Source organism: Janthinobacterium sp. 35, from assembly GCF_002754575.1.
Taxonomy (GTDB): domain Bacteria; phylum Pseudomonadota; class Gammaproteobacteria; order Burkholderiales; family Burkholderiaceae_D; genus Janthinobacterium; species Janthinobacterium tructae.
The window spans coordinates 2,529,219-2,551,332 of record NZ_PEFN01000001.1 but is presented as its reverse complement, the minus strand read 5'-3'; the positions used below and the strand labels follow the sequence as shown (position 1 = coordinate 2,551,332).

Below are 22,114 nucleotides of genomic sequence, written 5' to 3'. Positions count from 1 at the left end.
GATGAATAAAAATGTAGGCTACGCCATTGCCTTGCTGCTGGCGTTGGCGGCCCCGTTTTACGGCTATCCCGTCTTCCTGATGAAGTTGCTGTGCTTTGCCCTGTTTGCCTGCGCCTTTAACTTGCTGATCGGCTACACGGGCTTGCTGTCGTTCGGCCATGCGGCTTTCTTCGGCGGCGCCGGCTATGTCACCGGCTACGCGCTGCGCACCTGGGGCTGGCCAACGGAACTGGGCTTGCTGGCCGGCGTCGCCACGGGTGCCTTGCTGGGCCTGGTGATCGGCGGCCTGGCGATCCGCCGCCAGGGCATCTACTTTACGATGATCACCCTGGCGCTGGCGCAGATGGTGTACTTCCTCGCCTTGCGCCTGCCATTCACGGGCGGCGAAGATGGCTTGCAGGGTGTTCCACGTGGAACCTTGCTGGGCATGATAGATCTGGGCAATGACACCGTACTGTATTACTTCGTGCTGGCCATCTTCATCGCCGGCTTCGCCCTGATCGTGCGCACCATCCACTCGCCGTTCGGCCAGGTGCTCAAGGCGATCAAGGAAAACGAACCGCGCGCCATCTCGCTCGGTTACGACGTCAACAAGTACAAGCTGATGGCCATCGTGCTGTCCGCTTCGCTGGCGGCACTGGCCGGCGCCACCAAGACCCTGGTGCTGGGCTTTGAAACCCTCACCGATGTGTACTGGGGCATGTCGGGCCTGGTCGTGCTGATGACCCTGGTGGGCGGCATGGGTACCTTGTCCGGTCCCATCCTCGGCGCAGTCTTGATCATCGCGCTGGAAAACAAGCTGGGCGATGTCGGCACCTATCTGGCCACGCACACGGGCATCGAGTGGTTCGGCACCCTGGGCGAATCGGTGGGCATGGTCACGGGGGTGATTTTCGTCATCTGCGTGCTGCTGTTCCGGCGCGGCATTGTCGGCGAAGCCATCGCGCGCTTCGGCGGCAGGCCAGCCAAAGCCGCTGTCTGATTTTCAAGCAACGCCGGACGATTCGTCCGGCGTTTTTCATTGTGCGTCCACTGTTACCTCAACGGAGAGAACCACCATGCAAATGACGATCACGCGCGCGGGCACGACTGGCATGCGCCTGTGCACCCTGCTGGCGTTGGCAGCCTGCGGCAGCAACCATGCACCGGAAGAACTGAACCAGATGCCCGGCTACCTGGGCACCATCACGCGCGCCGACTACGACGGCAAGACGAATGATCTGCTGACTGCCGGCCTGGGCAAGACGGGGCTGGCGGGCGCCGCGCCCACGTATGCGAATCCCGAACAGCCGACGCCGCTCGAACTGCGCCGCAATGCGATCTACGCCAACTACCGCGCCGTGCTCGACATTGCCGCCAACAGCGGCTACGGCACCCTGTACGGACCGAACGTCGATGCCGGCGGTAATGTCGGCACGGGCGAGGGCCTGGTGGCGGGCAGCGAATACATCGCCTATACCGATGATGGCACGGGCAAGAAGAATGTCACCTTGATGGTGCAGGTGCCGGCCAGCTTCGACCCGGAGCGGGCCTGCATCGTCACGGGCACGTCCAGCGGCTCGCGCGGCATCTACGGCGCCATCGGCAGCTCCGGCGAATGGGGCTTGAAGAAAGGCTGCGCCGTGGCGTATGCGGACAAGGGTTCCGGCACGGGCCTGTATGTGTTCGAAGACGACAGCGTCAATCTGCAGAATGGCGTGCGCGCGGGCAGGGTGGCCGCCGGCAAGAGCGCGCTCTTCGCGCCGGACTTGAGCGACGCCGACCGGCTGGCCTGGGCTAGCGCCAACCCGAACCGCATCGCCTTCAAGCACGCGCACTCCCAGCAGAACCCGGAGAAGGACTGGGGCAAGGTGACCTTGCAGGCGGTCGAGATGGCGTTTTACGTCTTGAACGAGCGCTATGGCGTGCTGGCGCGCGACGGCAGTGCGCGCATCGTGCGGCTGACGCCGAAGAACACCATCACGATCGCCTCGAGCATTTCCAACGGCGCCGGCTCGGCTTTGCTGGCAGCGGAACAGGATACGCAGGGCTTGATCAGCGGCGTGGCCGCCAGCGAGCCACAAGTCCAGCCGGCGGCATCGACTGCCTACAGCGTGCGCCAGGGCGGGGTGGTGGTCGCCAATCCCGGCCGTGCGCTATTCGACTACGCCACCTATGCGGCCCTGTACCAGCCGTGCATCGCGTCCGTGGCCGGCAATGCGGGACGCTGCACGGCGCTGGTAGCCAAGGGCTTGCTGAACGGCGCCGACCTGGCGGCGCAGCAGGCGGACGCGAAGCAGCGCTTGCGCGCGTATGGCTGGTTGCCTGACTCCGACCCGCTGCAGGCGGCGCACGCGGGCACGAACATCCTGGTGGCCGTCACGTATGCGTATGCCTACGGAAAATTCTCCGTCACGGACAAGGTCTGCGGTTTTACGTTTGCACAGACCGATGGCAGCGGCAATCCGGCCCCGTTGACCACGGCGCAAAAGGCGGCCAGCTTTGCCGCGCAAAACGGCATCCTCGGCAGTGTCGTCTACGAGAACAGCGTGGGCGGCGCCAAGGTCTACACGGCCGGCGTGTCACCCTCGACCAGTCTGGCGGACCAGTCGCTCGATGGCTTCCTGTGCCTGCGCAGCCTGGCGACGGGGCGCGACGCCGTCAGCGGCGCCAACTTGCAGGGGACATTGGCTGCGCAAAGCGTGCGCGTACGGGCAGGCGTGGCCGAGGTCGCGGCCAGCGGCAAACTGCATGGCAAGCCGGCCATCATCGTGCACGGCCGCAGCGATACCCTGATTCCCGTCAATCACGCGTCGCGCGCCTATCTTGGCCTGAACGCCGCCATGGAAGGGAGCAGTAGCAAACTGCGCTATATCGAGGTGACTCATGCCAACCACTTCGATTCCTTCAGCAGCGCCTTGCCGACACTGATCGTGCCGCTACACGTGTACCTGAACCGGGCGCTCGATGCCATGTATGCGCATTTGTCTGCCAAGCAAGCCTTGCCACCCTCGCAGGTAGTGCGCACGGTGACGCGCGCCGATGCGTCGACCTTGATCACGGCTGTCAACGTGCCGGCGATAGCGTCGACCCCTGCGGCAGGCAATGCGATCAGTGTGACGGGGACGGTGGTGGATGTGCCCGACTGAGTCTCATAGCGCTGCCGCATAGATGGCGCGGGCATCCGCGCGTGTGACGACGCGCGGATTGTTGCCCAGCAATCGCGTCTGCAGCATGGCGTCGTCGGTCAGCCGGTCCAGGTCGCTGGCCGCGATGCCCACCTCGCGCAGGGTGCGTGCGATACCGGTGGCGTGCGCCAGCGCCTGCATGGCGTCGATCAGGGCCACGGCCCGCGCTTCCTCGCTGCCCACGATGCCGGGCTGCAAGACGGCTGCCAGTTGCGCATACAGCGGTGCCGCGTGGGACAGATTGAAACGCAACACGTGCGGCAGCACCAGCGCATTCGACAAGCCATGTGGCACGTGGAACAAACCACCGATGGGATAGGCGAGCGCATGCACGGCGGCCACCGGTGCATTGGCAAACGCCTGGCCGGCCAGCATGGCGCCGAGCAGCATGGCCTGGCGCGCCGGCAAGTTGCCGCCATCGCGGCAGGCCGTGACCAGGTTGTTGGAGAGCAGCGACAGTGCCTGGGTAGCCAGCATGTCGGACAAGGGATTTTTCAGCAGGCGGCTGGTGTACGCTTCGATCGCATGCACCATGGCATCGATGCCGGTGGCGGCCGTCACGGCAGGCGGCAAGCCCAAGGTCAGGCTGGCGTCGAGGATGACCAAGTCCGCATACAGTTGCGGCGCGACCACACCCATCTTGCTGGTGGCGCCCGTGGTGACGATGGCGATGTGCGTCACTTCCGAACCCGTGCCGGCCGTGGTCGGCAATTGCACCAGGGGCAGGCGCTGGCCATGGACATTGCCGATGCCATACAGTTGCGTCAGTTCCTGGTGCCCGGGGGCCAGCACGGCGATCAGCTTGGCCACGTCCAGCGAGCTGCCGCCACCGAGGCCGATAATCAGTTCCACGTGAAACATCTGCGCCTGGGCCACGCCGGCCAACACGATGGCTTCGGGGGGATCGGCTTGCACCTCGGCAAAGATGTGGACCTCGATCCCCGCCGCCTGCAAGCTGTGCAGGGGAGCATCGGCCAGGCCCGTGCGCAGAAAACCCGCGTCGGTGACGAGCAAAGCGCGGCGCACGGTGGGGAAGTGATGGGCGATGTGCGCGCCCAGTTGGGCGGCGGCGCCTGGTTCAACGATCAGATGCGGCACGGTGCGAAACTGGAAGGCGGACATGCAGACTCCTGACAGTGAGGACAGAAGCCAAGCTTACTCCGCTTTCCCGCCGTGCGCCTGTTTCACGTGGAACCGGAAGCGGGGCTTACTCCCACTCCAATGCGCCGTGTTGCCATTCATACGCCAGGCCGATGGCCAATACGCTCAGAAAACCCTTGGGGATTCCTCTCAGTGACTCGATGACAGTTTCATCAGTACGATGCCGCACACGATGAGGACGGCGGCGCACACGCGCAGGGTGTTGACTTGCTCGCCCAGAAAGACGATGCCGACGATGAAGGCGCCGACGGCGCCGATGCCGGTCCAGATGGTGTAGGCCGTGCCCAAGGGCAGGGTGCGCATGGCAATCGACAGCAAGCCGAAGCTGGCGATCATCATGACGATGGTCATGACGGAAGGGGTGAGTCGGGTGAAACCCTCGGAGAGTTTCATCGAATATGCCCACACGACTTCAAGCATGCCGGCAATGAGTAACAGTATCCAGGCCATGGCGGCTCCTTATACAGAGCGGGCCGTCCCGGTGTGTGCCCATGATGGGGGAGGCCGTCCTCCTGGATGATCGTCACGTTGGCCACTGGCGTGACCACGCTTGCGGACGATGCGGCAATTGTAGCAAACATTCACAAGCACCGCAGCCCCAGCGCAGGCCAGTGACGTGTTCCACGTGAAACAGAAACGGCCGTTTGCTTGCCACTGCTGAGTAAAAATTAAGCAAAAATTGGCCCGAGGAAGGTTGCGCTCGCAAAAAGACTCTATAATCGGAGCTCTCTTCCCGCATTTTTACTTGCACTGTTACCTATTTATCATGTTATTTCCTACAGAATTCGACGTCATCGTTGTCGGTGGTGGTCACGCCGGTACCGAGGCGGCCCTCGCTTCCGCCCGCATGGGGCAGAAGACGCTATTGCTCACGCATAATATTGAGACACTGGGCCAGATGTCGTGCAACCCCTCCATCGGTGGCATCGGCAAGGGCCACCTGGTCAAGGAGGTCGATGCCATGGGCGGCGCGATGGCGATTGCCACCGACGAGTCCGGCATCCAGTTCCGCATCCTGAACTCCTCGAAAGGCCCGGCAGTGCGCGCCACGCGCGCCCAGGCCGACCGTATTTTATACAAGGCCGCCATCCGTACGCGCCTGGAAAACCAGCCGAATCTGTGGCTGTTCCAGCAAGCGGTCGATGATTTGATCGTCGAAGGCGAGCGCGTCGTCGGCGCCGTGACGCAGATCGGTTTGAAGTTCCTCTCGCGCGCCGTGGTGCTGACGGCTGGCACTTTCCTCGACGGCAAGATCCACGTGGGCTTGAATAACTACTCGGCCGGCCGCGCCGGCGATCCGCCCGCCATTTCGCTGTCCGCCCGTTTGAAGGAATTGAAGCTGCCGCAGGGCCGCTTGAAAACGGGCACGCCGCCGCGCATCGATGGCCGCACGATTGACTTTTCCGTCATGCAAGAACAGGCGGGCGACCTCGATCCCGTGCCCGTCTTTTCCTTCATGGGCAACACGGCCATGCACCCGCGCCAGGTACCGTGCTGGGTCACGCATACGAATAGCCAGACGCACGACATCATCCGCGCCGGCCTCGACCGCAGCCCGATGTACACGGGCGTGATCGAGGGCGTGGGTCCCCGCTATTGCCCGTCCATCGAAGACAAGATCCACCGCTTCGCGGGCAAGGAATCGCACCAGATCTTCCTCGAGCCGGAAGGCTTGACGACGCATGAGTTCTATCCAAACGGCATTTCCACCAGCCTGCCGTTCGACGTGCAGATCGCCCTGGTGCAATCGATGAAGGGCATGGAAAACGCTCACATCCTGCGCCCCGGCTACGCCATCGAATACGATTACTTTGACCCGCGCGGCTTGAAAGCCTCGCTGGAAACGAAGGCCGTGGCGGGCCTGTTCTTCGCCGGCCAGATCAACGGCACCACCGGCTACGAAGAAGCGGCCGCGCAAGGCATGCTGGCGGGCCTGAATGCCGCCTTGCTGACGCAGGACAAGGAAGCCTGGGTACCGGGCCGCTCCGAGGCGTATCTGGGCGTGCTGGTCGACGATCTGATCACCCAGGGCGTGCAGGAACCGTACCGCATGTTCACCAGCCGCGCCGAGTACCGTTTGAGCCTGCGCGAAGACAATGCCGACATGCGCCTGACAGAAATCGGCCGCACCCTGGGCTGTGTCGGCGACGCCCAATGGCAAGCGTTCGAGACCAAGCGCGAAGCGGTGGCGCTGGAACTGCAGCGCCTGCGTTCCACGTGGGTCAATCCGCGCATCCTGGCGGCCGCCGAATCGGAACGCATCGTCGGCCAGGCCATCGAGCGCGAGTATTCGCTGGCCGACTTGCTGTGCCGCCCGAATGTCGCCTACGACACGCTGATGAGCATGACGGGCATGGAAGGCCAGGCCCTGGCCGGCCCCGGCGTGCAGGACCCCGCCGTGCGCGAGCAGGTGGAAATCCAGCTCAAATATGCGGGCTACATCGAGCGCCAGAGCAAGGAAATCGAGCGTCACGAACACTATGAAAACCTGGCCTTGCCGGCCGGTTTTAATTACCTCGATATCGGCGCGCTGTCGGTCGAAGTGCGGCAAAAACTCGACAAGCAGCGCCCGGAAACCCTGGGCCAGGCCTCGCGCATTTCAGGCGTGACGCCGGCGGCGATTTCGCTGCTGCTGGTGCATTTGAAAAAGCGCGGCTTCGGTGCAGGTCAGGCCGAAATACAGACCACCACTTTAAAGGACGAGGTTGTTGAATGAAGCAGTTTGACCGGGCCGCACTGGCCCCCATTTTGAATGAAGGCATCGCCGCGCTGGGGCTGGACCTGAGCGCGGATCAGACGGAAAAACTGCTCGATTACCTGGCCTTGCTGGCCAAATGGAACAGCGTGTACAACCTGACGTCGGTGCGCGAGCCCCTGCAGATGCTGACCCTGCACGTGCTCGATTCGCTGGCGGCTGTGCCGGCGTTTGCAGACGCGAAGAATGTGCTCGACGTGGGCGCCGGTGGCGGCTTGCCGGGCATGGTCCTGGCCATCGCGCGGCCCGATGTAAAAGTGTCGATGATCGACACGGTGCACAAAAAGACGGCATTCCTGACGCAAGTGAAGGCAGAACTGGGCCTGGCCAACGTCACCGTGTACACCAAGCGCGTGGAACAGCTGGAAGTGGCGCAGAAATTCGATGTGATCACCTCGCGCGCCTTTGCCGACCTGTCCGACTTCGTCAACTGGTCGCACCACGTGCTGGCCGAGGGCGGGCAATTCATCGCCTTGAAAGGGGTGGCACCGCCAGACGAGCGCGAGCGACTGCCGGCAGACTGGGAAGTGACGCAATTACGCGCAATTCAGGTACCAGGGCTAAATGCAGAGCGTCATCTGGTCTTTATAGCAAGAATGTAAAGGCCAGAAAATTAAATGGTATAAATCATATAAATAGTTTATACGGTATAAATGATATAAACCGTATAAACGATTTATATCGTATAAATGAAATAAACAGTATAAATCGTTTCGGCCGGATGCCGGAGCGCACGATGAAGTTTGCATCTCTTTACAACTAGAAGATACATGGCCAAAATTTTTTGTGTAGCAAATCAAAAGGGTGGTGTTGGTAAAACCACAACAAGCGTCAACCTCTCCGCCGGTCTGGCCAAGTTGAACCAGCGCGTGCTGCTGGTCGACCTCGACCCGCAGGGCAATGCGACCATGGGTGCCGGCATCAACAAGGCCGGCCTGAAGGCATCCACCTATGAAGTCATGCTGGGCGAGTCCGATGTCAAAACGGCACGCCAGCGTTCGGAAGCGGGGCGCTTCGATGTCTTGCCGTCGAACCGCGAACTGGCCGGTGCGGAAGTGGAGATGGTCGAACTGGACAACCGCGAACGCCGCCTGAAGGATGCGCTGGCCGAAGTGGACAGCGAATATGACTTCATCCTCGTTGATTGCCCACCGGCATTATCGATGCTGACCCTGAACGGCCTGTGCGCCGCGCATGGCGTGATCATCCCGATGCAGTGCGAGTACTACGCGCTGGAAGGCTTGTCCGACCTGGTCAACACCATCAAGAAGGTGCATGCCAACCTGAACCCGGACTTGAAGATCATTGGACTCTTGCGCGTGATGTTCGATCCGCGCATGACATTATCACAACAAGTGTCGGCCCAGCTGGAACAGCATTTCGGCGACAAGGTCTTCAAGACCATCATCCCGCGCAATGTCCGTCTGGCCGAAGCGCCATCGTACGGCTTGCCCGGCGTGACCTTCGACCCCAGCTCGAAAGGCGCCCAGGCGTATATCGCCTTCGGCGCCGAGATGGTCGAGCGTATTAAACATATGTAAACAGCAGTATCGGGGTCGGACCCTTTGGGTCTGACCCCGGCTTTAGCGGTTGGGCTAAAAAACTGCCAACCCCAAGAAAAATACTGGGGTCAGACGGGGACGCCGAGTCCCGAAGGGTCTGACCCCTTAGTTAGTTAGGACAGCATGGCTACGAAAAAATTAAAAGGACTGGGTCGCGGACTCGACGCCCTCCTGGGTGGCGGCGGCGACTTTGCCAGCCCGGACACGCATCAACCCTCCAGCTTGCCCGTGTCGCAAATGCAAGCCGGCAAATACCAGCCGCGCACGCGCATGGACGAAGGGGCCTTGAACGAACTGGCCGCCTCGATCAAGGCGCAAGGACTGATGCAGCCGATCCTGGTGCGCCCGATCGGGCAAGACACCCTGAGCGGACTTGTTAAATATGAAATTATTGCCGGTGAACGCCGTTTCCGCGCCTCGCAACTGGCCGGCCTGACGGAAGTGCCGGTGCTGGTGCGCGATGTGGACGACCTGGCCGCCGCCGCCATGGCGCTGATCGAGAACATCCAGCGCGAAGACCTCAATCCCCTGGAAGAGGCGCAGGGGATTCACCGCCTGATCGCCGACTTCAGTTTCACGCATGAGCAAGCGGCCACTGCGCTGGGACGCTCGCGCAGCGCCGTGTCGAACCTGCTGCGCCTGATGAATCTGGCCAGCCCCGTGCAGACCATGCTGATGGCCGGCGATATCGACATGGGCCATGCGCGCGCCTTGCTGGCGGTCGATGCGGCCAGCCAGATCACGCTGGCCAACCAGGTCGTGGCCAAGCGCCTGTCGGTGCGCGAAACGGAAAAGCTCGTCACCCGCACGGTCGAGGAAGCGGCCAACCCGGTCGAACCGCGGCAAAAGGAAAAGTCCGGCGATATCGCGCGCCTGGAAGAAGAGTTGTCCGATGCGCTGGCCACGCCCGTGGTGTTCAAAATGGGTAACAAAGGCCGTGGCCAATTGGTGATCGATTTTGCCGATCTTGACGTGCTCGATGGTTTGTTGACCCGCTTGCGTGGTTAAATAGCAAGCGGCAAAGACATGGGGAGTGCGGTGTGGACAATCCAGCCATGCTTTCCAGATGCACCACGTGATTCCTTGATAACACGGCTGGAAGCGGCCAGACAAGCGACTTTGCCATATAGTGGTGCAAATGGCGGCGAATAGTCGGTAAAGCGTCAGTTTCACGCCGCAATCGCCCTGCTGCGGTGCAGCAACGTTTGACTCTATAGATCAAAGCCAACTATAATCCCGTGTCTTTGCGTGTGTAGATTTTTTTGGGAACCTGGCAATTGAGTGATTCACAACAAAGTATTGCCAAGCCCGTCTACAAAGTAGTTGCCTTGCAGTTAGCAATCGTGATCAGCTTTGCCACGCTCACCGTGTTTTTCGGTGGTAGTGTGAGAGGCTGGTCCGCCGCATGCGGCGGTGCGATCGCCGTCGCTGGCAGTCTGGCGTATGCCTTGCTGGTGGTGCGCGGTAGTAGCGACGCCAAAAAGGCTTTTCGCGCGCACTTGCGTGCGGAAATGGTGAAAATATTTCTTACAGCGGTGCTGTTTATATTGGCACTGGTGTTGTTTCAGTCGGCCGCCTGGTTATGGCTGATCTTGGGTTTCGCGGTGGCAACCTTAGCATACTGGTTTTCATTGCTCGCTGTTTAATCATTGGTTTTGGGGCCTGTTGTGCTCTGAAACGACAAATCTAAATTCATTATGACCACAGAACACGCTATTGAAGCGGGCCATGCTGCCCCGGCCAACGCCACAGAATACATCAGCCACCATTTGGCCCACTTGAAAAGCGCCGATGGCGCCTTCAACCTGGACACCTTCTGGGTGTCTGCCATCATGGGCTTTGTTTTCCTTGCCGTTTTCTACATGGCTTCGCGCCGCGCGACGGCCGGTGTTCCTGGCAAACTGCAAAACTTCGTCGAAATGATCATGGAAATGGTCAATGAGACTATTAATGGGGCCTTCCACGCAAAAAGCAAGATCATCGCGCCGCTGGCCATCACGATTTTCGTGTGGGTCTGGTTGTTGAACGCCATGGACTTCTTGCCGGTGGACTTGCTGCCGACGGTGTTGAGCTGGTTTGGCGTGCACAAGCTGCGCGTGGTGCCGACCGCCGACGTGAACCATACTTTTGCGATGTCGTTCTCGGTCGTTCTGTGCATTATCGCGTTTTCCGTCAAGGCCAAGGGCCTGGGCGGCTGGATCAAGGAATTGTTTACCGCGCCGTTCCATGCAAGTGGCATCATCGGCACGATCTTGTTGGCACCAGTTAATTTCTTGCTGCAAATGGTTGAGTTGGTTGCAAAACTGATCTCCCTGTCGCTGCGACTGTTCGGCAATATGTATGCCGGCGAGCTGATTTTCATCTTGATCGCGTTGTTGCCTTGGTGGGCACAGTGGGCGTTGGGTGGTCCATGGGCAATTTTCCATATCTTGATTGTAACTTTGCAAGCTTTTGTGTTTATGGCGTTGACGGTTGTGTATCTGAGCCTTGCGGTTGAGAAACATTAATCAGCAACTTTATATTTTGTTTTTTTAGTATCTTTCGTTTTTAAATTTAGGAGAATTTTATGCAAGCTCTGATCGCACAAGTACAAAGCATGACCGTTCTGGCAGCAGCAATCATCATCGGCCTGGCCGCAATCGGCACCGCTCTGGGCTTCGCTATTCTGGGTGGCAAATTCCTGGAAGCTTCGGCACGTCAACCAGAACTGATGCCACAACTGCAAACCAAACTGTTCGTTATCGCTGGTCTGCTGGATGCTATCTCGATGATCGGCGTTGGTATCGCTCTGCTGTACACGTTCGCTAACCCGTTCCTGTCCGCTCTGACGGCTGTTGCTCAGTAATTCGCTCCAACCCTAGGAGAAACTTTTAGTTAGGAGCAAAGGTATGGACATCAATATGTCGCTCATCGGCCAGATGATCACCTTCGCGGTGTTGGTCTGGTTCTCGATGAAGTTCGTATTTCCAGCGCTGAACACAGCGCTGGATGAGCGTGCCAAACGAATCGCGGATGGATTGGCTGCGGCCGATCAAGGTCAGGCTTCGATGGCTGTCGCTGAAAAGCGTGCGCAAGAGGCATTGAACAGTGCACGTGAAGAAGCGTCGCAACGCGTTGCGGACGCTGAAAAGCGCGCGCAGCTGGTTGCTGAAGAGATCAAGCAAAATGCACAAGCTGAAGCGGCGCGTATCATTGCGCAAGCCCAGTCGGACGCGGAACAGCAACTGTCGAAAGCACGCGAACAATTGCGCGCTCAGGTGGCTGACCTGGCTGTCAAGGGTGCCGAGCAGATCTTGAAGCGTGAAGTCAACGCTACGGCTCACGCCGAAATGTTGCAGCGTCTTGCTGTCGAGCTGTAATCATGGCAGAACTCGCAACCGTCGCCCGTCCCTACGCGGAAGCTTTGTTCCGCGTAGCCCAAGCTGGTAAGGAGTCAAGCAACCTCGCGGCGTGGTCCGAACTGGTGTCCGAACTGGCACAGATCGGTAGCCACCCCGAGGTACAGGCGTACGCGCGCAATCCGAAAGTTTCGGAAAGCGACGTCGCCGCCACCATCCTGTCGTTGTTGAAATCGCCGCTCAATGAAGAAGTCAAAAACTTCGTCACGTTGTTGATCGAAAATGGCCGCATCAGCCTGCTGCCGGAAATCGGCGCGCAATTCCATGCCTTGAAAAATGGCCTGGAAGGTGCGGCTGACGCCGAGATCACGAGCGCTTTCGATCTGAGCGAAGGCCAAACGGCCGAGCTGGTCGCAACGCTGGAAAAGAAATTCAGTCGTAAGCTCAACCCTGCCGTCACAGTGGATCCATCGCTGCTCGGCGGCGTGCGCGTGGTTGTTGGCGACCAAGTGCTCGATACCTCGGTGCGCGCCAAGCTGCAGCAACTGCACGCTGCACTGGTGTCGTAAGACACGCGCTTCGGCAGGCCAGCTAAGACAGACCCTTACCCCTCGCGCAAGCTGAGAGAAACACTTTTAGGAGTTAGTATGCAACTCAACCCATCTGAAATCAGCGAGTTGATCAAGAGCCGGATCCAAGGTCTTGACGGCGGCGCTGAAGTGCGTAATCAAGGCACGGTTATTTCCGTCGCCGACGGTATCTGCCGCATCCACGGTTTGTCGGACGTGATGCAAGGCGAGATGCTGGAATTCCCAGGCAACACGTTTGGCCTGGCAATGAATCTGGAACGCGACTCCGTCGGTTCCGTGATTCTGGGTGCCTACGAGCACATCTCCGAAGGCGACACGGTGAAATGCACCGGCCGCATTCTGGAAGTGCCAATTGGTCCTGAGCTGCTCGGCCGCGTTGTCAACGCGCTGGGTCAGCCAATCGACGGCAAAGGCGCCATCGACACGAAACTGACGGCCGCGATTGAAAAAATCGCTCCGGGCGTGATCGCCCGTGAGTCCGTTTCGCAACCAATGCAAACCGGCCTGAAGTCGATCGATGCGATGGTTCCAGTTGGCCGCGGCCAGCGCGAACTGATCATCGGCGACCGTCAAACCGGCAAGTCGGCTGTGGCGATTGATGCGATCATCAATCAAAAAGGCCAGGGCATGAAATGTATCTACGTCGCGATTGGCCAAAAAGCCTCGTCGATCAAGAACATCGTGCGCTCGCTGGAACAGCACGGCGCGATGGAATACACCATCGTTGTCGCCGCTTCCGCTTCGGAATCGGCCGCCATGCAATACATCTCGCCGTACTCCGGTTGCGCCATGGGCGAATACTTCCGTGACCGCGGTGAAGATGCACTGATCGTCTATGATGATCTGTCCAAACAAGCTGTTGCATACCGTCAAATCTCGCTGCTGCTGCGCCGTCCACCAGGTCGCGAAGCGTACCCAGGCGACGTGTTCTACCTGCACAGCCGCCTGCTGGAACGCGCAGCACGCGTGAACGCCGACTACGTCGAGAAGTTCACCGACGGCGCCGTCAAAGGCAAGACCGGTTCCCTGACGGCACTGCCGATCATTGAAACGCAAGCTGGCGACGTGTCCGCATTCGTTCCAACCAACGTGATTTCGATTACCGACGGTCAGATCTTCCTGGAAACCTCGCTGTTCAACGCCGGTATCCGTCCTGCAATTAACGCCGGTATTTCCGTATCGCGCGTCGGTGGCGCCGCCCAGACCAAGGTCATCAAAAACCTGTCCGGCGGTATCCGTACCGACTTGGCGCAGTACCGTGAATTGGCCGCGTTTGCGCAGTTCGCGTCCGACCTGGATGAATCGACCCGCAAGCAGCTGGACCGTGGTGCCCGCGTGACGGAATTGCTCAAGCAAGCCCAGTACTCGCCACTGTCGATCTCGCTGATGGCCGTATCGCTGTTCTCGGTGAACAAAGGCTTCATGGACGACGTGCCAGTCAAGCAAGTGCTGTCGTTCGAAGCTGGTGTCCACGCTTACATGAAGACCAAGCAAGCTGCTCTGCTGGCCAAGATCGAAGAAACCAAGCAACTCGACAAAGACAGCGAAGCAACTCTGTCGGCGGCCATTGCTGATTTCAAGAAATCCGGCGCATATTAAGCGGCCAGGCGGCGCCCACCTCGAGTGAGGCGCCGCCCTACGCGCAGAAGGAGTAAGGACTCATGGCATCAAGCAAAGAGATACGAGGCAAGATCAAGAGCGTAGAGAATACGAAGAAGATCACCAAGGCGATGGAAATGGTCGCCGCGTCCAAAATGCGCAAGGCGCAAGACCGGATGCGGGCCGCTCGTCCCTATAGTGACAAGATTCGGAATATCGCCGCCAATCTGGCGAATGCCAATCCGGAATACACGCACCCGTTCCTGGCAGCTGCCCAGGGTACGCAAGCGAAGGCAGTGGGTTTCATCGTTGTCACGACCGACAAGGGTCTGTGCGGCGGCATGAACACCAACATCCTGCGCCAGGTGACGTCGAAGTCGCGCGAGCTGGAAGCAGCTGGCAACCGGATTGAAGCAGTTGCCATCGGTAACAAGGGTTTGGGTTTTTTGAATCGCATCGGCGTCAAGATCGTCGCTTCTGCCATTCAAACTGGTGATACGCCCCACCTGGAAAAATTGATCGGACCTGTCAAGGTCATGCTCGAAGAGTTCCAGGCAGGCAAGCTCGACGCAGTGTACCTGTGCTACACCAAATTCATCAACACGATGAAGCAGGAACCAGTGGTCGAACAGTTGCTGCCCCTGACGGCTGACAAGATGGTCGCCGACAAGAGCGCACACTCGTGGGATTACATCTACGAGCCGGATGCGCAAAGCATCATCGACGAATTGCTGGAGCGCTATGTAGAAGCGCTGGTGTACCAGGCAGTCGCGGAGAATCTGGCGTCCGAGCAATCGGCACGGATGGTCGCGATGAAAGCTGCAAGCGACAACGCGGGTAGTGTGATCGGCGAACTGAAGCTGATCTACAACAAGACCCGCCAAGCTGCGATTACCAAAGAACTCTCCGAAATCGTCGCCGGTGCGGCTGCGGTTTAAACGAATTTAACTATATTGAAGGAACGAACATGGCTGATGGCAAAATCGTTCAGTGTATCGGCGCTGTGGTGGACGTTGAGTTTCCCCGCAACGCGATGCCTAAGGTATTTGATGCCTTGAAGATGGCAGGCTCGGAACTGACCCTGGAAGTACAACAGCAGTTGGGCGACGGCATTGTCCGTACCATTGCACTCGGCACGTCCGATGGCTTGCGTCGCGGCATGATGATCCAGAATACCGGCAAACCTATCATGGTGCCAGTCGGTAAAGCAACCCTGGGTCGCATCATGGACGTGCTGGGTAACCCGATTGACGAATGCGGCCCAGTGTCGCACGAGCAAGTCGCGTCGATCCACCGCACCGCTCCTGCATACGACGAACTGTCGCCATCGCAAGAACTGCTGGAAACCGGTATCAAGGTGATCGATCTGGTTTGCCCGTTTGCAAAAGGCGGTAAAGTCGGTCTGTTCGGCGGCGCTGGCGTAGGCAAGACCGTCAACATGATGGAATTGATTAACAACATCGCCAAAGCGCACAGCGGCGTGTCCGTGTTCGCCGGTGTGGGTGAGCGTACGCGTGAAGGTAACGACTTCTACCACGAGATGGCTGACGCGAAAGTGGTCGATCTGGAAAATCCAGAGAACTCCAAAGTCGCGATGGTCTACGGTCAGATGAATGAACCGCCAGGTAACCGTCTGCGCGTTGCGCTGACCGGCCTGACGATCGCTGAATCGTTCCGTGATGAAGGCAAGGACGTTCTGTTCTTCGTCGACAACATCTACCGCTTTACGCTGGCAGGTACCGAAGTATCGGCACTGCTGGGCCGTATGCCATCGGCTGTGGGTTACCAACCGACCCTGGCTGAAGAAATGGGCCGTCTGCAAGAGCGTATCACGTCGACCAAGACCGGTTCGATCACCTCGATCCAGGCCGTCTACGTTCCAGCCGATGATTACACCGATCCATCGCCAGCTACCACGTTTGCTCACTTGGATTCGACCGTTGCGCTGTCGCGTGATATCGCTTCCCTGGGTATCTACCCAGCCGTGGACCCACTCGATTCGACCTCGCGTCAGCTCGATCCGTTGATCGTTGGTCAAGAGCACTATGACACCGCGCGTGCCGTGCAAACGACCCTGCAACGCTACAAAGAATTGCGCGACATTATCGCGATTCTGGGTATGGACGAGCTGGCACCGGAAGACAAACTGCTGGTTGCCCGTGCACGTAAGATGCAGCGTTTCCTGTCGCAGCCTTTCCACGTCGCTGAAGTCTTTACCGGCGCGCCTGGTAAATACGTTTCGCTCAAAGACACGATCAAGGGCTTCAAAATGATCGCTTCGGGCGAACTCGATCACCTGCCGGAACAAGCGTTCTACATGGTCGGCACGATCGAAGAAGCAATCGAAAAAGCCAAGAAACTTAACTAAGTTAAGTCTGGGCCTAACCCCGCCCCTCAGAAGGCGGGGTTCTTCAACCCGATAGGATACACATGGCACACACAATTCACGTTGACGTGGTTTCCGCTGAAGAACTGATTTTTTCAGGCGAAGCAGAATTCGTCGCGTTGCCGGGTGAGCAGGGCGAGCTGGGTATCTACCCACGCCACACGCCTTTGATTACCCGCATCCGTCCGGGCGCGGTCCGCATCAAGGTAGTCGGTCAGGCTGAAGAAGAATTTGTCTTCGTTGCCGGCGGTCTGCTGGAAGTGCAACCGGATACCGTGACCGTCCTGGCCGATACCGCGATCCGCGGTCACGACCTGGATGAAGCGAAAGCGCTGGAAGCGAAGAAGTTGGCGGAAGAGAATATCCACAACAAGGATTCGGGCATCGACTACGCGCAAGCGCAAGCCGAGCTGGCCAGCGCGATTGCGCAGCTGGCAGCGATCCAGAAACTGCGCAAGCATTAATTTGCTCGCATGCAGTAAAACAAAAAGGCAGCCTGCGGGCTGCCTTTTTTTTGTGCAAACTGATGTCAGTAAAAATCAGCGGCGCTTGTCCTTGCCCCTTTCCAGTCCCGCCTTCAATATCGTCTTCCACTTGGCGCGCGCGGCAATGCGCTCGAGCGGCGTTGCCTCGCCACGGTGCGCGTCGCGCAGCAGCTTGTGATAATTGCGCAGGCGGTCCGCATCGACGGCGCCGCGCACGGCGCAACCGGGTTCGCTCGCATGCCGGCAATCGCGGAACTGGCACGTCGCTGCGAGCGCCGCAATGTCGTCAAACGTGGCCGCCAGGGTCTGCGCATCGGCATCGGCCTGCCAGCTGCGCAAGCCCGGCGTGTCGATGATGCAGGCGCCATCCGCGCACTGGTGCAGCGAGCGGGCCGTCGTCGTATGCCGGCCACGGCCGTCGCCATGGCGCACAGCATTGGTCGCCTGCCCGGCCGTACACAGGGTATTGGTCAGGCTGGACTTGCCGGCGCCCGATGAACCGAGCAGCACCAGGGTCTGGCCGGCACCCAGCCAGGGTTCCAGGATGGCCACGTCATACGCGTGGCGTGTATCGACGGCAAACAGCGGCACGTGGGGCGGCAGGCGCTGTTTCAGCTGCGCCAGTTTGCCGGCCACGTCGTCGGCCACGTCGGCCTTGCTCAGCACCACCACAGGCGTCACTTGCGCCGCCAGCACGATGGCCAGATAGCGCTCGAGACGGCGCGGATTAAAATCCCCGTCCAATCCCATCACCAGCAGGGCCGTATCGACATTGCTGGCAAGTACCTGGCGGCGGCCGTCATTGCCGCGCCGGGCGATTTGCGTGACTGGGGATAAGTGCGCCGTTATCCACAGCGTGCCGTGACCATCGTGTTCGGCGGCGATCCAGTCGCCGACCGTGAGGACGTCGTCCTGCGCCTGCAACTGGTGCAGCAGGCGCGGCAGGATCTGCGCCGGGTGTTCCAGGATGCCGTCGTGCACAAGGATGCTGTCGCGGTGCACGGCGCTCACGCGCAGCAGCTGCGCGGTTGGGGAAGAGAGTTCGAGTTGGGTGGCTGCGCTGGCGATGGCCTGCTGCAGCCCGATAAGGCGTAGTTGCGCAAAATCGAATGCGATCATGGTAGCGTGATTCCAGATTCTGTCGTCCGCGTACGGACATTTAGCCTGCGCGTGCAGGCACAGCCAGTCGCGATGACTGGCACGAAAGAAGGGGAACGTCGGCTACGCGATCACGCGTATGGGGAGTTGCGAGCTAAGGGGCTACGCAGGGAAAAACAGTGATCAGGCAGCCGACAACACGGCAGTATCCGAATGGCGCATATTGTCTACTCCTGAGGTGTGAGGGAAAACGCCAGTGTGCCAGCGGCGTGCGCCGCCGTCAACCTTAGCTGCACATGCCGTACGCCTGGCGTTCGGGGAAATAGCGGTAAGTAAACGTGCGCACCGGATAGCGCTTGCCGGCGACGAGCATGTCGGGCATCGACAGATCGAAGCGCTGCGGCAGCTGGCGCGGCAGTTGCAATCGCAAGCGCCACTGGGTTTCGGCGCTCGAACCGACGGCGGAAAACATGATGGGCAGCTGCTCGATGACGTCGACGATTTCCGCCTTGCGGTTCATGCCGCGCTGGTAGATGGTCAGCACTTTCGCTTCGGCGAAGGGGGGCTTTTTCGGCTCTTCCAGCAGGAAGGACAGGCGCGTAAAACTGGCTTGCGTGCCGATGGGAAGCGTAAAAATCAGCGCCAGCTCCGTGCCGCCTTCTTTCAATGTGACGGGGGGCGTGGCATATACGCTGATACCGCGCGGCAGCTCGAAGCGTGAACCCTCCGTCCACGTCTTGCACTCGGGCGTGGTGGCCTGGTACAGGCTCGGCGCCGTGTAGTCGTCGCAGGCGGAAACCAGCAGTAGCAGGGGCAGGGCGAGGAGGGCGGAACGGCGCATGGGAGTCACGGTTGGAGGATCAGCCGACAGTGTAAGCGATCCCCACGCGATCCACCAGCGACGCCAGGCCTACCCTGGCGGGGCGCGCCGCACGGACTGCAACTGGCAGTGCGTCGCCTGCAGCGCATCCTTGATGACGCCCAATGCCAGCTGCGGCTGCGCCGCGCCGCACATGAAGATGTCGACGGCGGCAAAGCTGCATTCCGGCCAGGTGTGGATGGAAATGTGCGATTCGGCCAGCAGCACCACGCCGGTGACGCCCTGGCCTGCGCCAAAGCTGTGGAAATGGCTGTGCAGTACCTGCGCGCCGGCCGTAGTGGCCGCTGCGCGCAGCAGGCGTTCGAGCGCGGCGCAGTCGCGCAGGCGTTCGGGTGCGATGCCGGACAAGTCGGCCAGCAGATGGATGCCCAGGGGCAGATGCGGGGTGGCGGTCATGCTTATTTGTGGCTGCCGCCACTGGAGCCGCCGCCATAGCTGCCGCCGCCGCTGCCCGTGCGCGAACTCCAGCTGCTGCCGCTGCTGCTGCCGGCGACCTTGAACATGCGCACCCAATTGGCGGCCGTGACGGAAAACGTCACCATCAGGGCATAGATCACATATTTACTCATGGGGGATTCTTTGCATTCTTGTCGAGAAAAGCGGCGGGCAGGAACAGCGCCAGGCAGCCCAGCAAACTCCACATCAAGGTGCTGGAGAACGAGACAAACATGGGAATCGCATTCAGGACCAGCACGATGACGATGAAGACCTTGGCGATGCCACGGTGGCTCAGTTTAGTATTCTGTACCTTGGCGCCGCCATGGAAGGCGGCGCCGAACCAGGCGGCCATCTGGTCATAGGCGACGGGCACGGAGCGCGACCAGGTCATTTCCTCGCCGGTGAGCTCCGCCGCCAGCTTGGTCTGTCCCTGTTCGAATTCAAACACGCGCGTGCTGTCGCCGACGGCCACTTTCCAGTTGAAGGCGCCCGCCGCGTACACCACCTGCGAACCGTAGTCGTACAGTTTGCGATACGTGGCGCCATCGAGCGTGCAGGTAGCGGCGTCCAATGATGCCCAGTTGGGCCAGTTCGGCAGCACGTTCGAGCGCGACCAGCCGTCGTCCGTCTCCACCAGCCAGAAGAAGCCGGCGCGCGCGTTGTACAGCAGGTATTCGTTCCACTCGCTGCCTTCGTCGTCGGCGCGGCGCATCATGCCGATCACCGTAAAGTCGGCATTGCTGATCTTCGCGCTGGCGCCCAGTTCCAGCGTGATGTCGGCATTGTCGTGCACCTGCTTGCCGATGGCCAGCACCTGCGCTTCCGGGCCGCTGGCATCGAGCTGCGCGTGGCAGGCGGGACACACCAGCTGCGCCGCCGCGCCAGGGACGTACTTGATGCCGCTGCCGCAGGACGGGCAGTCGAGCGCATCGAGCTTGCCGCGGTACTTGCCTGCACTCTTGGCGATGGCGTCGTCATCGCGCAGCAGCTGGCATTTCAAACTGTCCAGGGTGACGGCGACGCCCTGGTAGACGACCGGTTGCGGGCCATCCGTGTAGTCGAGCGTGACAAAGCTGGCGTAGTTGCGCAAGTCCGCCACCTGGATGCGCCAGCCGGCGCCCACCTTGAATGGCAATTCTCCCTGGCCGGCGATGCACTCGGCGTTGCGGATCTCGGCCGCCGTGTACGGCTCGCCGCAGAGCGTATAGCGCTTGCCCGGCGCCAGTTCGCCAAAGACGGGCAAGGCGTCTTGCGTCGCGCGCTCACGCGTCAGCGTGTACAGGCCGGACGAGTCGCCCAGCCAGGCCGTGCTGGCGTCGTCGAACAGCAGATACCACTCGTTCCACGTGCCGGCGCTGTAGCGCTGCTGGATGCGGCCGACGACCGTGAAGTGCACGCCATCGTGCACGCCGGCCGTGCCGATCTGGATTGGTGAATAGTCTTCCAGGACGGCCGACATCTTGCCCACGTCCCTGACGGCATCGGCGTCCTTGAGGATGGTGCTGTGGCAGTACTCGCACACGGCGAGCACGGAAGCGTGCGAGCGGAAGCGGACTTCCGCGCCGCAGCTGGGACAGGAAACAGTTTGCATGCAGTCGTATTTCGCTCTAATCAGCCGATCAGTTTTTTCAGCAATTCAGCCTTGGCGCCGTCGTAGTCGGCCGGCGAAATGAGACCCTTGTCGAGCAAGCCTTTGAGTTTTTCCAGGCGCGCTTCGATCGGCTCTTCGCTTGGCGCCGGTGGCGTCGCCGGAGCGGCCGGAGCCGGCTGCTGCAGCGCACCGCCCATGCTTTGCGCCATCACCTGGCCGATCGACAGTCCGGCGCCGAGGCCCGCGCCGATGCCGGCCATGCCGCCCTCGTTCTGCGCCGCCAGCGGGATCGCGTTGGCGACCTGGAACTTGGTGTAGCCGCTCATCTTGTCGGCGCCCAGGCCACCCTTCATGCCAGCGGAAATGCGCTCGTCGAGCGCCGCCTGCAATTCCTCGGGCAGGCTGATGCTGGCCACGTTGAATTCATCGAGGCCCACGCCATAGCGGGCAAACGCCTGCGCCAGGCCATCCTTGACCTCCTGCGCCATCAGCGCCTGGTTGGCCGCCATGTCGAGGAAGGGGACATTCGCGCCGCCCAGCGAACTGGCCATGCTCGACATCAGAATGCCGCGCAACTGGTCTTCCACCTCGTCGCGCGTATAGACTTCGCGCGTGCCGCTGATCTCGGTGAAGAAGGTGCGGGCGTCGGCGATGCGGTACGAGTACATGCCGAAGGCGCGCACGCGGATCATGTCGAAATCCTTGTCGCGGATGGTGATCGGCTGCGGCGTACCCCATTTGCGGCCCGTCTGCACGCGGGTGCTGAAGTAATACACGTCCGACTTGAAGGGCGAGTCGAACAGCTTGTCCCAGTTTTTCAGGTTGGTCAGCAGCGGTAATGTCTGCGTCGTCAGCTTGTGCGTGCCGGGACCGAAGACGTCGGCGATCTTGCCTTCATTGACGAAGACGGCGACCTGCGATTCGCGCACATTCAGGATGGCGCCGTTCTGGATCTCGAAGTCCTGCATGGGAAAGCGCCAGGCCAGCACGCCTTCCGTTTCTTCGTTCCACTGCAGTACGTCGATAAACTGCTTCTTGATAAAGCTGCCGAGGCTCATGATGGA

23 protein-coding genes are annotated in these 22,114 nt (G+C 60.4%); 15 read left to right on the top strand and 8 right to left on the bottom strand.

The features are described 5' to 3' along the window. Nucleotide 1 precedes the first annotated feature (1 nt). Nucleotides 2–982, top strand: coding sequence for a branched-chain amino acid ABC transporter permease (locus CLU93_RS11465; protein WP_099761176.1), 981 nt, complete (start codon nucleotides 2–4; stop codon nucleotides 980–982). 76 nt (nucleotides 983–1,058) lie between these two features. Beyond that, nucleotides 1,059–3,128, top strand: a complete 2,070-nt coding sequence (locus CLU93_RS11460; protein WP_099761171.1) for a 3-hydroxybutyrate oligomer hydrolase family protein — start codon at nucleotides 1,059–1,061, stop codon at nucleotides 3,126–3,128. Nucleotides 3,129–3,131: 3 nt separating this feature from the next. On the opposite strand, the gene CLU93_RS11455 is transcribed toward CLU93_RS11460, so the two are convergent. Both CLU93_RS11455 and sugE read right to left on the bottom strand, forming a co-directional pair. After that, the gene (locus tag CLU93_RS11455; RefSeq protein ID WP_099761168.1) at nucleotides 3,132–4,289 is read right to left on the bottom strand and encodes an iron-containing alcohol dehydrogenase; all 1,158 of its coding nucleotides are present in this window, start codon (nucleotides 4,287–4,289) and stop codon (nucleotides 3,132–3,134) included. Nucleotides 4,290–4,457: 168 nt separating this feature from the next. Next, the gene (gene sugE, locus CLU93_RS11450; RefSeq protein WP_071080016.1) at nucleotides 4,458–4,778 is read right to left on the bottom strand and encodes a quaternary ammonium compound efflux SMR transporter SugE; all 321 of its coding nucleotides are present in this window, start codon (nucleotides 4,776–4,778) and stop codon (nucleotides 4,458–4,460) included. A 316-nt stretch (nucleotides 4,779–5,094) separates the two neighbouring features. Between sugE and mnmG the strand changes: the two genes are divergently transcribed. From mnmG to CLU93_RS11385, 13 genes are all read left to right on the top strand, one after another. Beyond that, complete coding sequence (gene mnmG, locus CLU93_RS11445) at nucleotides 5,095–7,044, top strand: tRNA uridine-5-carboxymethylaminomethyl(34) synthesis enzyme MnmG (RefSeq protein WP_099761165.1); 1,950 nt, start codon at nucleotides 5,095–5,097, stop codon at nucleotides 7,042–7,044. Next, nucleotides 7,041–7,685, top strand: a complete 645-nt coding sequence (gene rsmG, locus CLU93_RS11440; RefSeq protein WP_099761162.1) for a 16S rRNA (guanine(527)-N(7))-methyltransferase RsmG — start codon at nucleotides 7,041–7,043, stop codon at nucleotides 7,683–7,685. The genes mnmG and rsmG overlap by 4 nt, the downstream gene beginning before the upstream one ends. Before the next feature lie 168 nt (nucleotides 7,686–7,853). Further along, entirely contained in the window at nucleotides 7,854–8,624 is a 771-nt protein-coding gene (locus CLU93_RS11435) for a ParA family protein (protein ID WP_096232943.1), read from the top strand. Between the two features lie 144 nt (nucleotides 8,625–8,768). Then, entirely contained in the window at nucleotides 8,769–9,653 is an 885-nt protein-coding gene (locus CLU93_RS11430) for a ParB/RepB/Spo0J family partition protein (RefSeq protein ID WP_099761160.1), read from the top strand. 269 nt (nucleotides 9,654–9,922) lie between these two features. Next, nucleotides 9,923–10,291: an ATP synthase subunit I gene (locus tag CLU93_RS11425; RefSeq protein WP_071080011.1), complete on the top strand. Its 369-nt coding sequence runs from the start codon at nucleotides 9,923–9,925 to the stop codon at nucleotides 10,289–10,291. Nucleotides 10,292–10,342: 51 nt separating this feature from the next. Next, nucleotides 10,343–11,152: a F0F1 ATP synthase subunit A gene (gene atpB / locus CLU93_RS11420; protein ID WP_071080010.1), complete on the top strand. Its 810-nt coding sequence runs from the start codon at nucleotides 10,343–10,345 to the stop codon at nucleotides 11,150–11,152. A gap of 59 nt (nucleotides 11,153–11,211) precedes the next feature. After that, on the top strand, nucleotides 11,212–11,490 hold the full coding sequence (atpE, locus tag CLU93_RS11415) for a F0F1 ATP synthase subunit C (RefSeq protein ID WP_071080009.1): 279 nt from the start codon (nucleotides 11,212–11,214) through the stop codon (nucleotides 11,488–11,490). A gap of 43 nt (nucleotides 11,491–11,533) precedes the next feature. Continuing rightward, nucleotides 11,534–12,004, top strand: coding sequence for a F0F1 ATP synthase subunit B (locus CLU93_RS11410; protein WP_099761157.1), 471 nt, complete (start codon nucleotides 11,534–11,536; stop codon nucleotides 12,002–12,004). Nucleotides 12,005–12,006: 2 nt separating this feature from the next. Then, the gene (locus CLU93_RS11405) at nucleotides 12,007–12,552 is read left to right on the top strand and encodes a F0F1 ATP synthase subunit delta (RefSeq protein ID WP_071080008.1); all 546 of its coding nucleotides are present in this window, start codon (nucleotides 12,007–12,009) and stop codon (nucleotides 12,550–12,552) included. A 78-nt stretch (nucleotides 12,553–12,630) separates the two neighbouring features. Next, the gene (atpA, locus tag CLU93_RS11400) at nucleotides 12,631–14,172 is read left to right on the top strand and encodes a F0F1 ATP synthase subunit alpha (RefSeq protein WP_071080007.1); all 1,542 of its coding nucleotides are present in this window, start codon (nucleotides 12,631–12,633) and stop codon (nucleotides 14,170–14,172) included. A 62-nt stretch (nucleotides 14,173–14,234) separates the two neighbouring features. Then, complete coding sequence (gene atpG, locus CLU93_RS11395; protein WP_035823466.1) at nucleotides 14,235–15,110, top strand: F0F1 ATP synthase subunit gamma; 876 nt, start codon at nucleotides 14,235–14,237, stop codon at nucleotides 15,108–15,110. 29 nt (nucleotides 15,111–15,139) lie between these two features. Further along, nucleotides 15,140–16,540, top strand: a complete 1,401-nt coding sequence (gene atpD / locus CLU93_RS11390) for a F0F1 ATP synthase subunit beta (protein WP_071080005.1) — start codon at nucleotides 15,140–15,142, stop codon at nucleotides 16,538–16,540. 62 nt (nucleotides 16,541–16,602) lie between these two features. Beyond that, nucleotides 16,603–17,022: a F0F1 ATP synthase subunit epsilon gene (locus tag CLU93_RS11385; RefSeq protein WP_065307860.1), complete on the top strand. Its 420-nt coding sequence runs from the start codon at nucleotides 16,603–16,605 to the stop codon at nucleotides 17,020–17,022. 75 nt (nucleotides 17,023–17,097) lie between these two features. On the opposite strand, the gene rsgA is transcribed toward CLU93_RS11385, so the two are convergent. From rsgA to CLU93_RS11360, 6 genes are all read right to left on the bottom strand, one after another. Continuing rightward, complete coding sequence (gene rsgA / locus CLU93_RS11380) at nucleotides 17,098–18,162, bottom strand: ribosome small subunit-dependent GTPase A (protein WP_099761154.1); 1,065 nt, start codon at nucleotides 18,160–18,162, stop codon at nucleotides 17,098–17,100. 265 nt (nucleotides 18,163–18,427) lie between these two features. After that, a complete protein-coding gene (locus CLU93_RS11375) occupies nucleotides 18,428–18,982 on the bottom strand; it encodes a hypothetical protein (protein ID WP_099761152.1) in 555 nt (184 codons plus the stop codon). A 69-nt stretch (nucleotides 18,983–19,051) separates the two neighbouring features. Next, a complete protein-coding gene (gene speD / locus CLU93_RS11370; protein ID WP_099761149.1) occupies nucleotides 19,052–19,417 on the bottom strand; it encodes an adenosylmethionine decarboxylase in 366 nt (121 codons plus the stop codon). A gap of 2 nt (nucleotides 19,418–19,419) precedes the next feature. Next, the gene (locus tag CLU93_RS28200; RefSeq protein ID WP_157814714.1) at nucleotides 19,420–19,590 is read right to left on the bottom strand and encodes a hypothetical protein; all 171 of its coding nucleotides are present in this window, start codon (nucleotides 19,588–19,590) and stop codon (nucleotides 19,420–19,422) included. After that, nucleotides 19,587–21,050 carry a DUF4178 domain-containing protein gene (locus CLU93_RS11365; RefSeq protein WP_099761147.1) on the bottom strand — a complete coding sequence of 488 codons (1,464 nt, stop codon included), beginning with the start codon at nucleotides 21,048–21,050 and terminating at the stop codon, nucleotides 19,587–19,589. Before CLU93_RS11365 ends, CLU93_RS28200 begins: the two co-directional genes overlap by 4 nt. 20 nt (nucleotides 21,051–21,070) lie before the next feature. Next, nucleotides 21,071–22,108, bottom strand: a complete 1,038-nt coding sequence (locus tag CLU93_RS11360) for an SPFH domain-containing protein (RefSeq protein WP_099761146.1) — start codon at nucleotides 22,106–22,108, stop codon at nucleotides 21,071–21,073. Nucleotides 22,109–22,114 lie beyond the last annotated feature (6 nt).

Coding starts and splice junctions, on each gene's coding strand:
- CLU93_RS11465 (WP_099761176.1), top strand. CDS start 2: ATGAATAAAAATGTAGGCTACGCCATTGCCTTGCTGCTGGCGTTGGCG.
- CLU93_RS11460 (WP_099761171.1), top strand. CDS start 1,059: ATGCAAATGACGATCACGCGCGCGGGCACGACTGGCATGCGCCTGTGC.
- CLU93_RS11455 (WP_099761168.1), bottom strand. CDS start 4,289: ATGTCCGCCTTCCAGTTTCGCACCGTGCCGCATCTGATCGTTGAACCA.
- sugE (WP_071080016.1), bottom strand. CDS start 4,778: ATGGCCTGGATACTGTTACTCATTGCCGGCATGCTTGAAGTCGTGTGG.
- mnmG (WP_099761165.1), top strand. CDS start 5,095: ATGTTATTTCCTACAGAATTCGACGTCATCGTTGTCGGTGGTGGTCAC.
- rsmG (WP_099761162.1), top strand. CDS start 7,041: ATGAAGCAGTTTGACCGGGCCGCACTGGCCCCCATTTTGAATGAAGGC.
- CLU93_RS11435 (WP_096232943.1), top strand. CDS start 7,854: ATGGCCAAAATTTTTTGTGTAGCAAATCAAAAGGGTGGTGTTGGTAAA.
- CLU93_RS11430 (WP_099761160.1), top strand. CDS start 8,769: ATGGCTACGAAAAAATTAAAAGGACTGGGTCGCGGACTCGACGCCCTC.
- atpB (WP_071080010.1), top strand. CDS start 10,343: ATGACCACAGAACACGCTATTGAAGCGGGCCATGCTGCCCCGGCCAAC.
- atpE (WP_071080009.1), top strand. CDS start 11,212: ATGCAAGCTCTGATCGCACAAGTACAAAGCATGACCGTTCTGGCAGCA.
- CLU93_RS11410 (WP_099761157.1), top strand. CDS start 11,534: ATGGACATCAATATGTCGCTCATCGGCCAGATGATCACCTTCGCGGTG.
- CLU93_RS11405 (WP_071080008.1), top strand. CDS start 12,007: ATGGCAGAACTCGCAACCGTCGCCCGTCCCTACGCGGAAGCTTTGTTC.
- atpA (WP_071080007.1), top strand. CDS start 12,631: ATGCAACTCAACCCATCTGAAATCAGCGAGTTGATCAAGAGCCGGATC.
- atpG (WP_035823466.1), top strand. CDS start 14,235: ATGGCATCAAGCAAAGAGATACGAGGCAAGATCAAGAGCGTAGAGAAT.
- atpD (WP_071080005.1), top strand. CDS start 15,140: ATGGCTGATGGCAAAATCGTTCAGTGTATCGGCGCTGTGGTGGACGTT.
- CLU93_RS11385 (WP_065307860.1), top strand. CDS start 16,603: ATGGCACACACAATTCACGTTGACGTGGTTTCCGCTGAAGAACTGATT.
- rsgA (WP_099761154.1), bottom strand. CDS start 18,162: ATGATCGCATTCGATTTTGCGCAACTACGCCTTATCGGGCTGCAGCAG.
- CLU93_RS11375 (WP_099761152.1), bottom strand. CDS start 18,982: ATGCGCCGTTCCGCCCTCCTCGCCCTGCCCCTGCTACTGCTGGTTTCC.
- speD (WP_099761149.1), bottom strand. CDS start 19,417: ATGACCGCCACCCCGCATCTGCCCCTGGGCATCCATCTGCTGGCCGAC.
- CLU93_RS28200 (WP_157814714.1), bottom strand. CDS start 19,590: ATGAGTAAATATGTGATCTATGCCCTGATGGTGACGTTTTCCGTCACG.
- CLU93_RS11365 (WP_099761147.1), bottom strand. CDS start 21,050: ATGCAAACTGTTTCCTGTCCCAGCTGCGGCGCGGAAGTCCGCTTCCGC.
- CLU93_RS11360 (WP_099761146.1), bottom strand. CDS start 22,108: ATGAGCCTCGGCAGCTTTATCAAGAAGCAGTTTATCGACGTACTGCAG.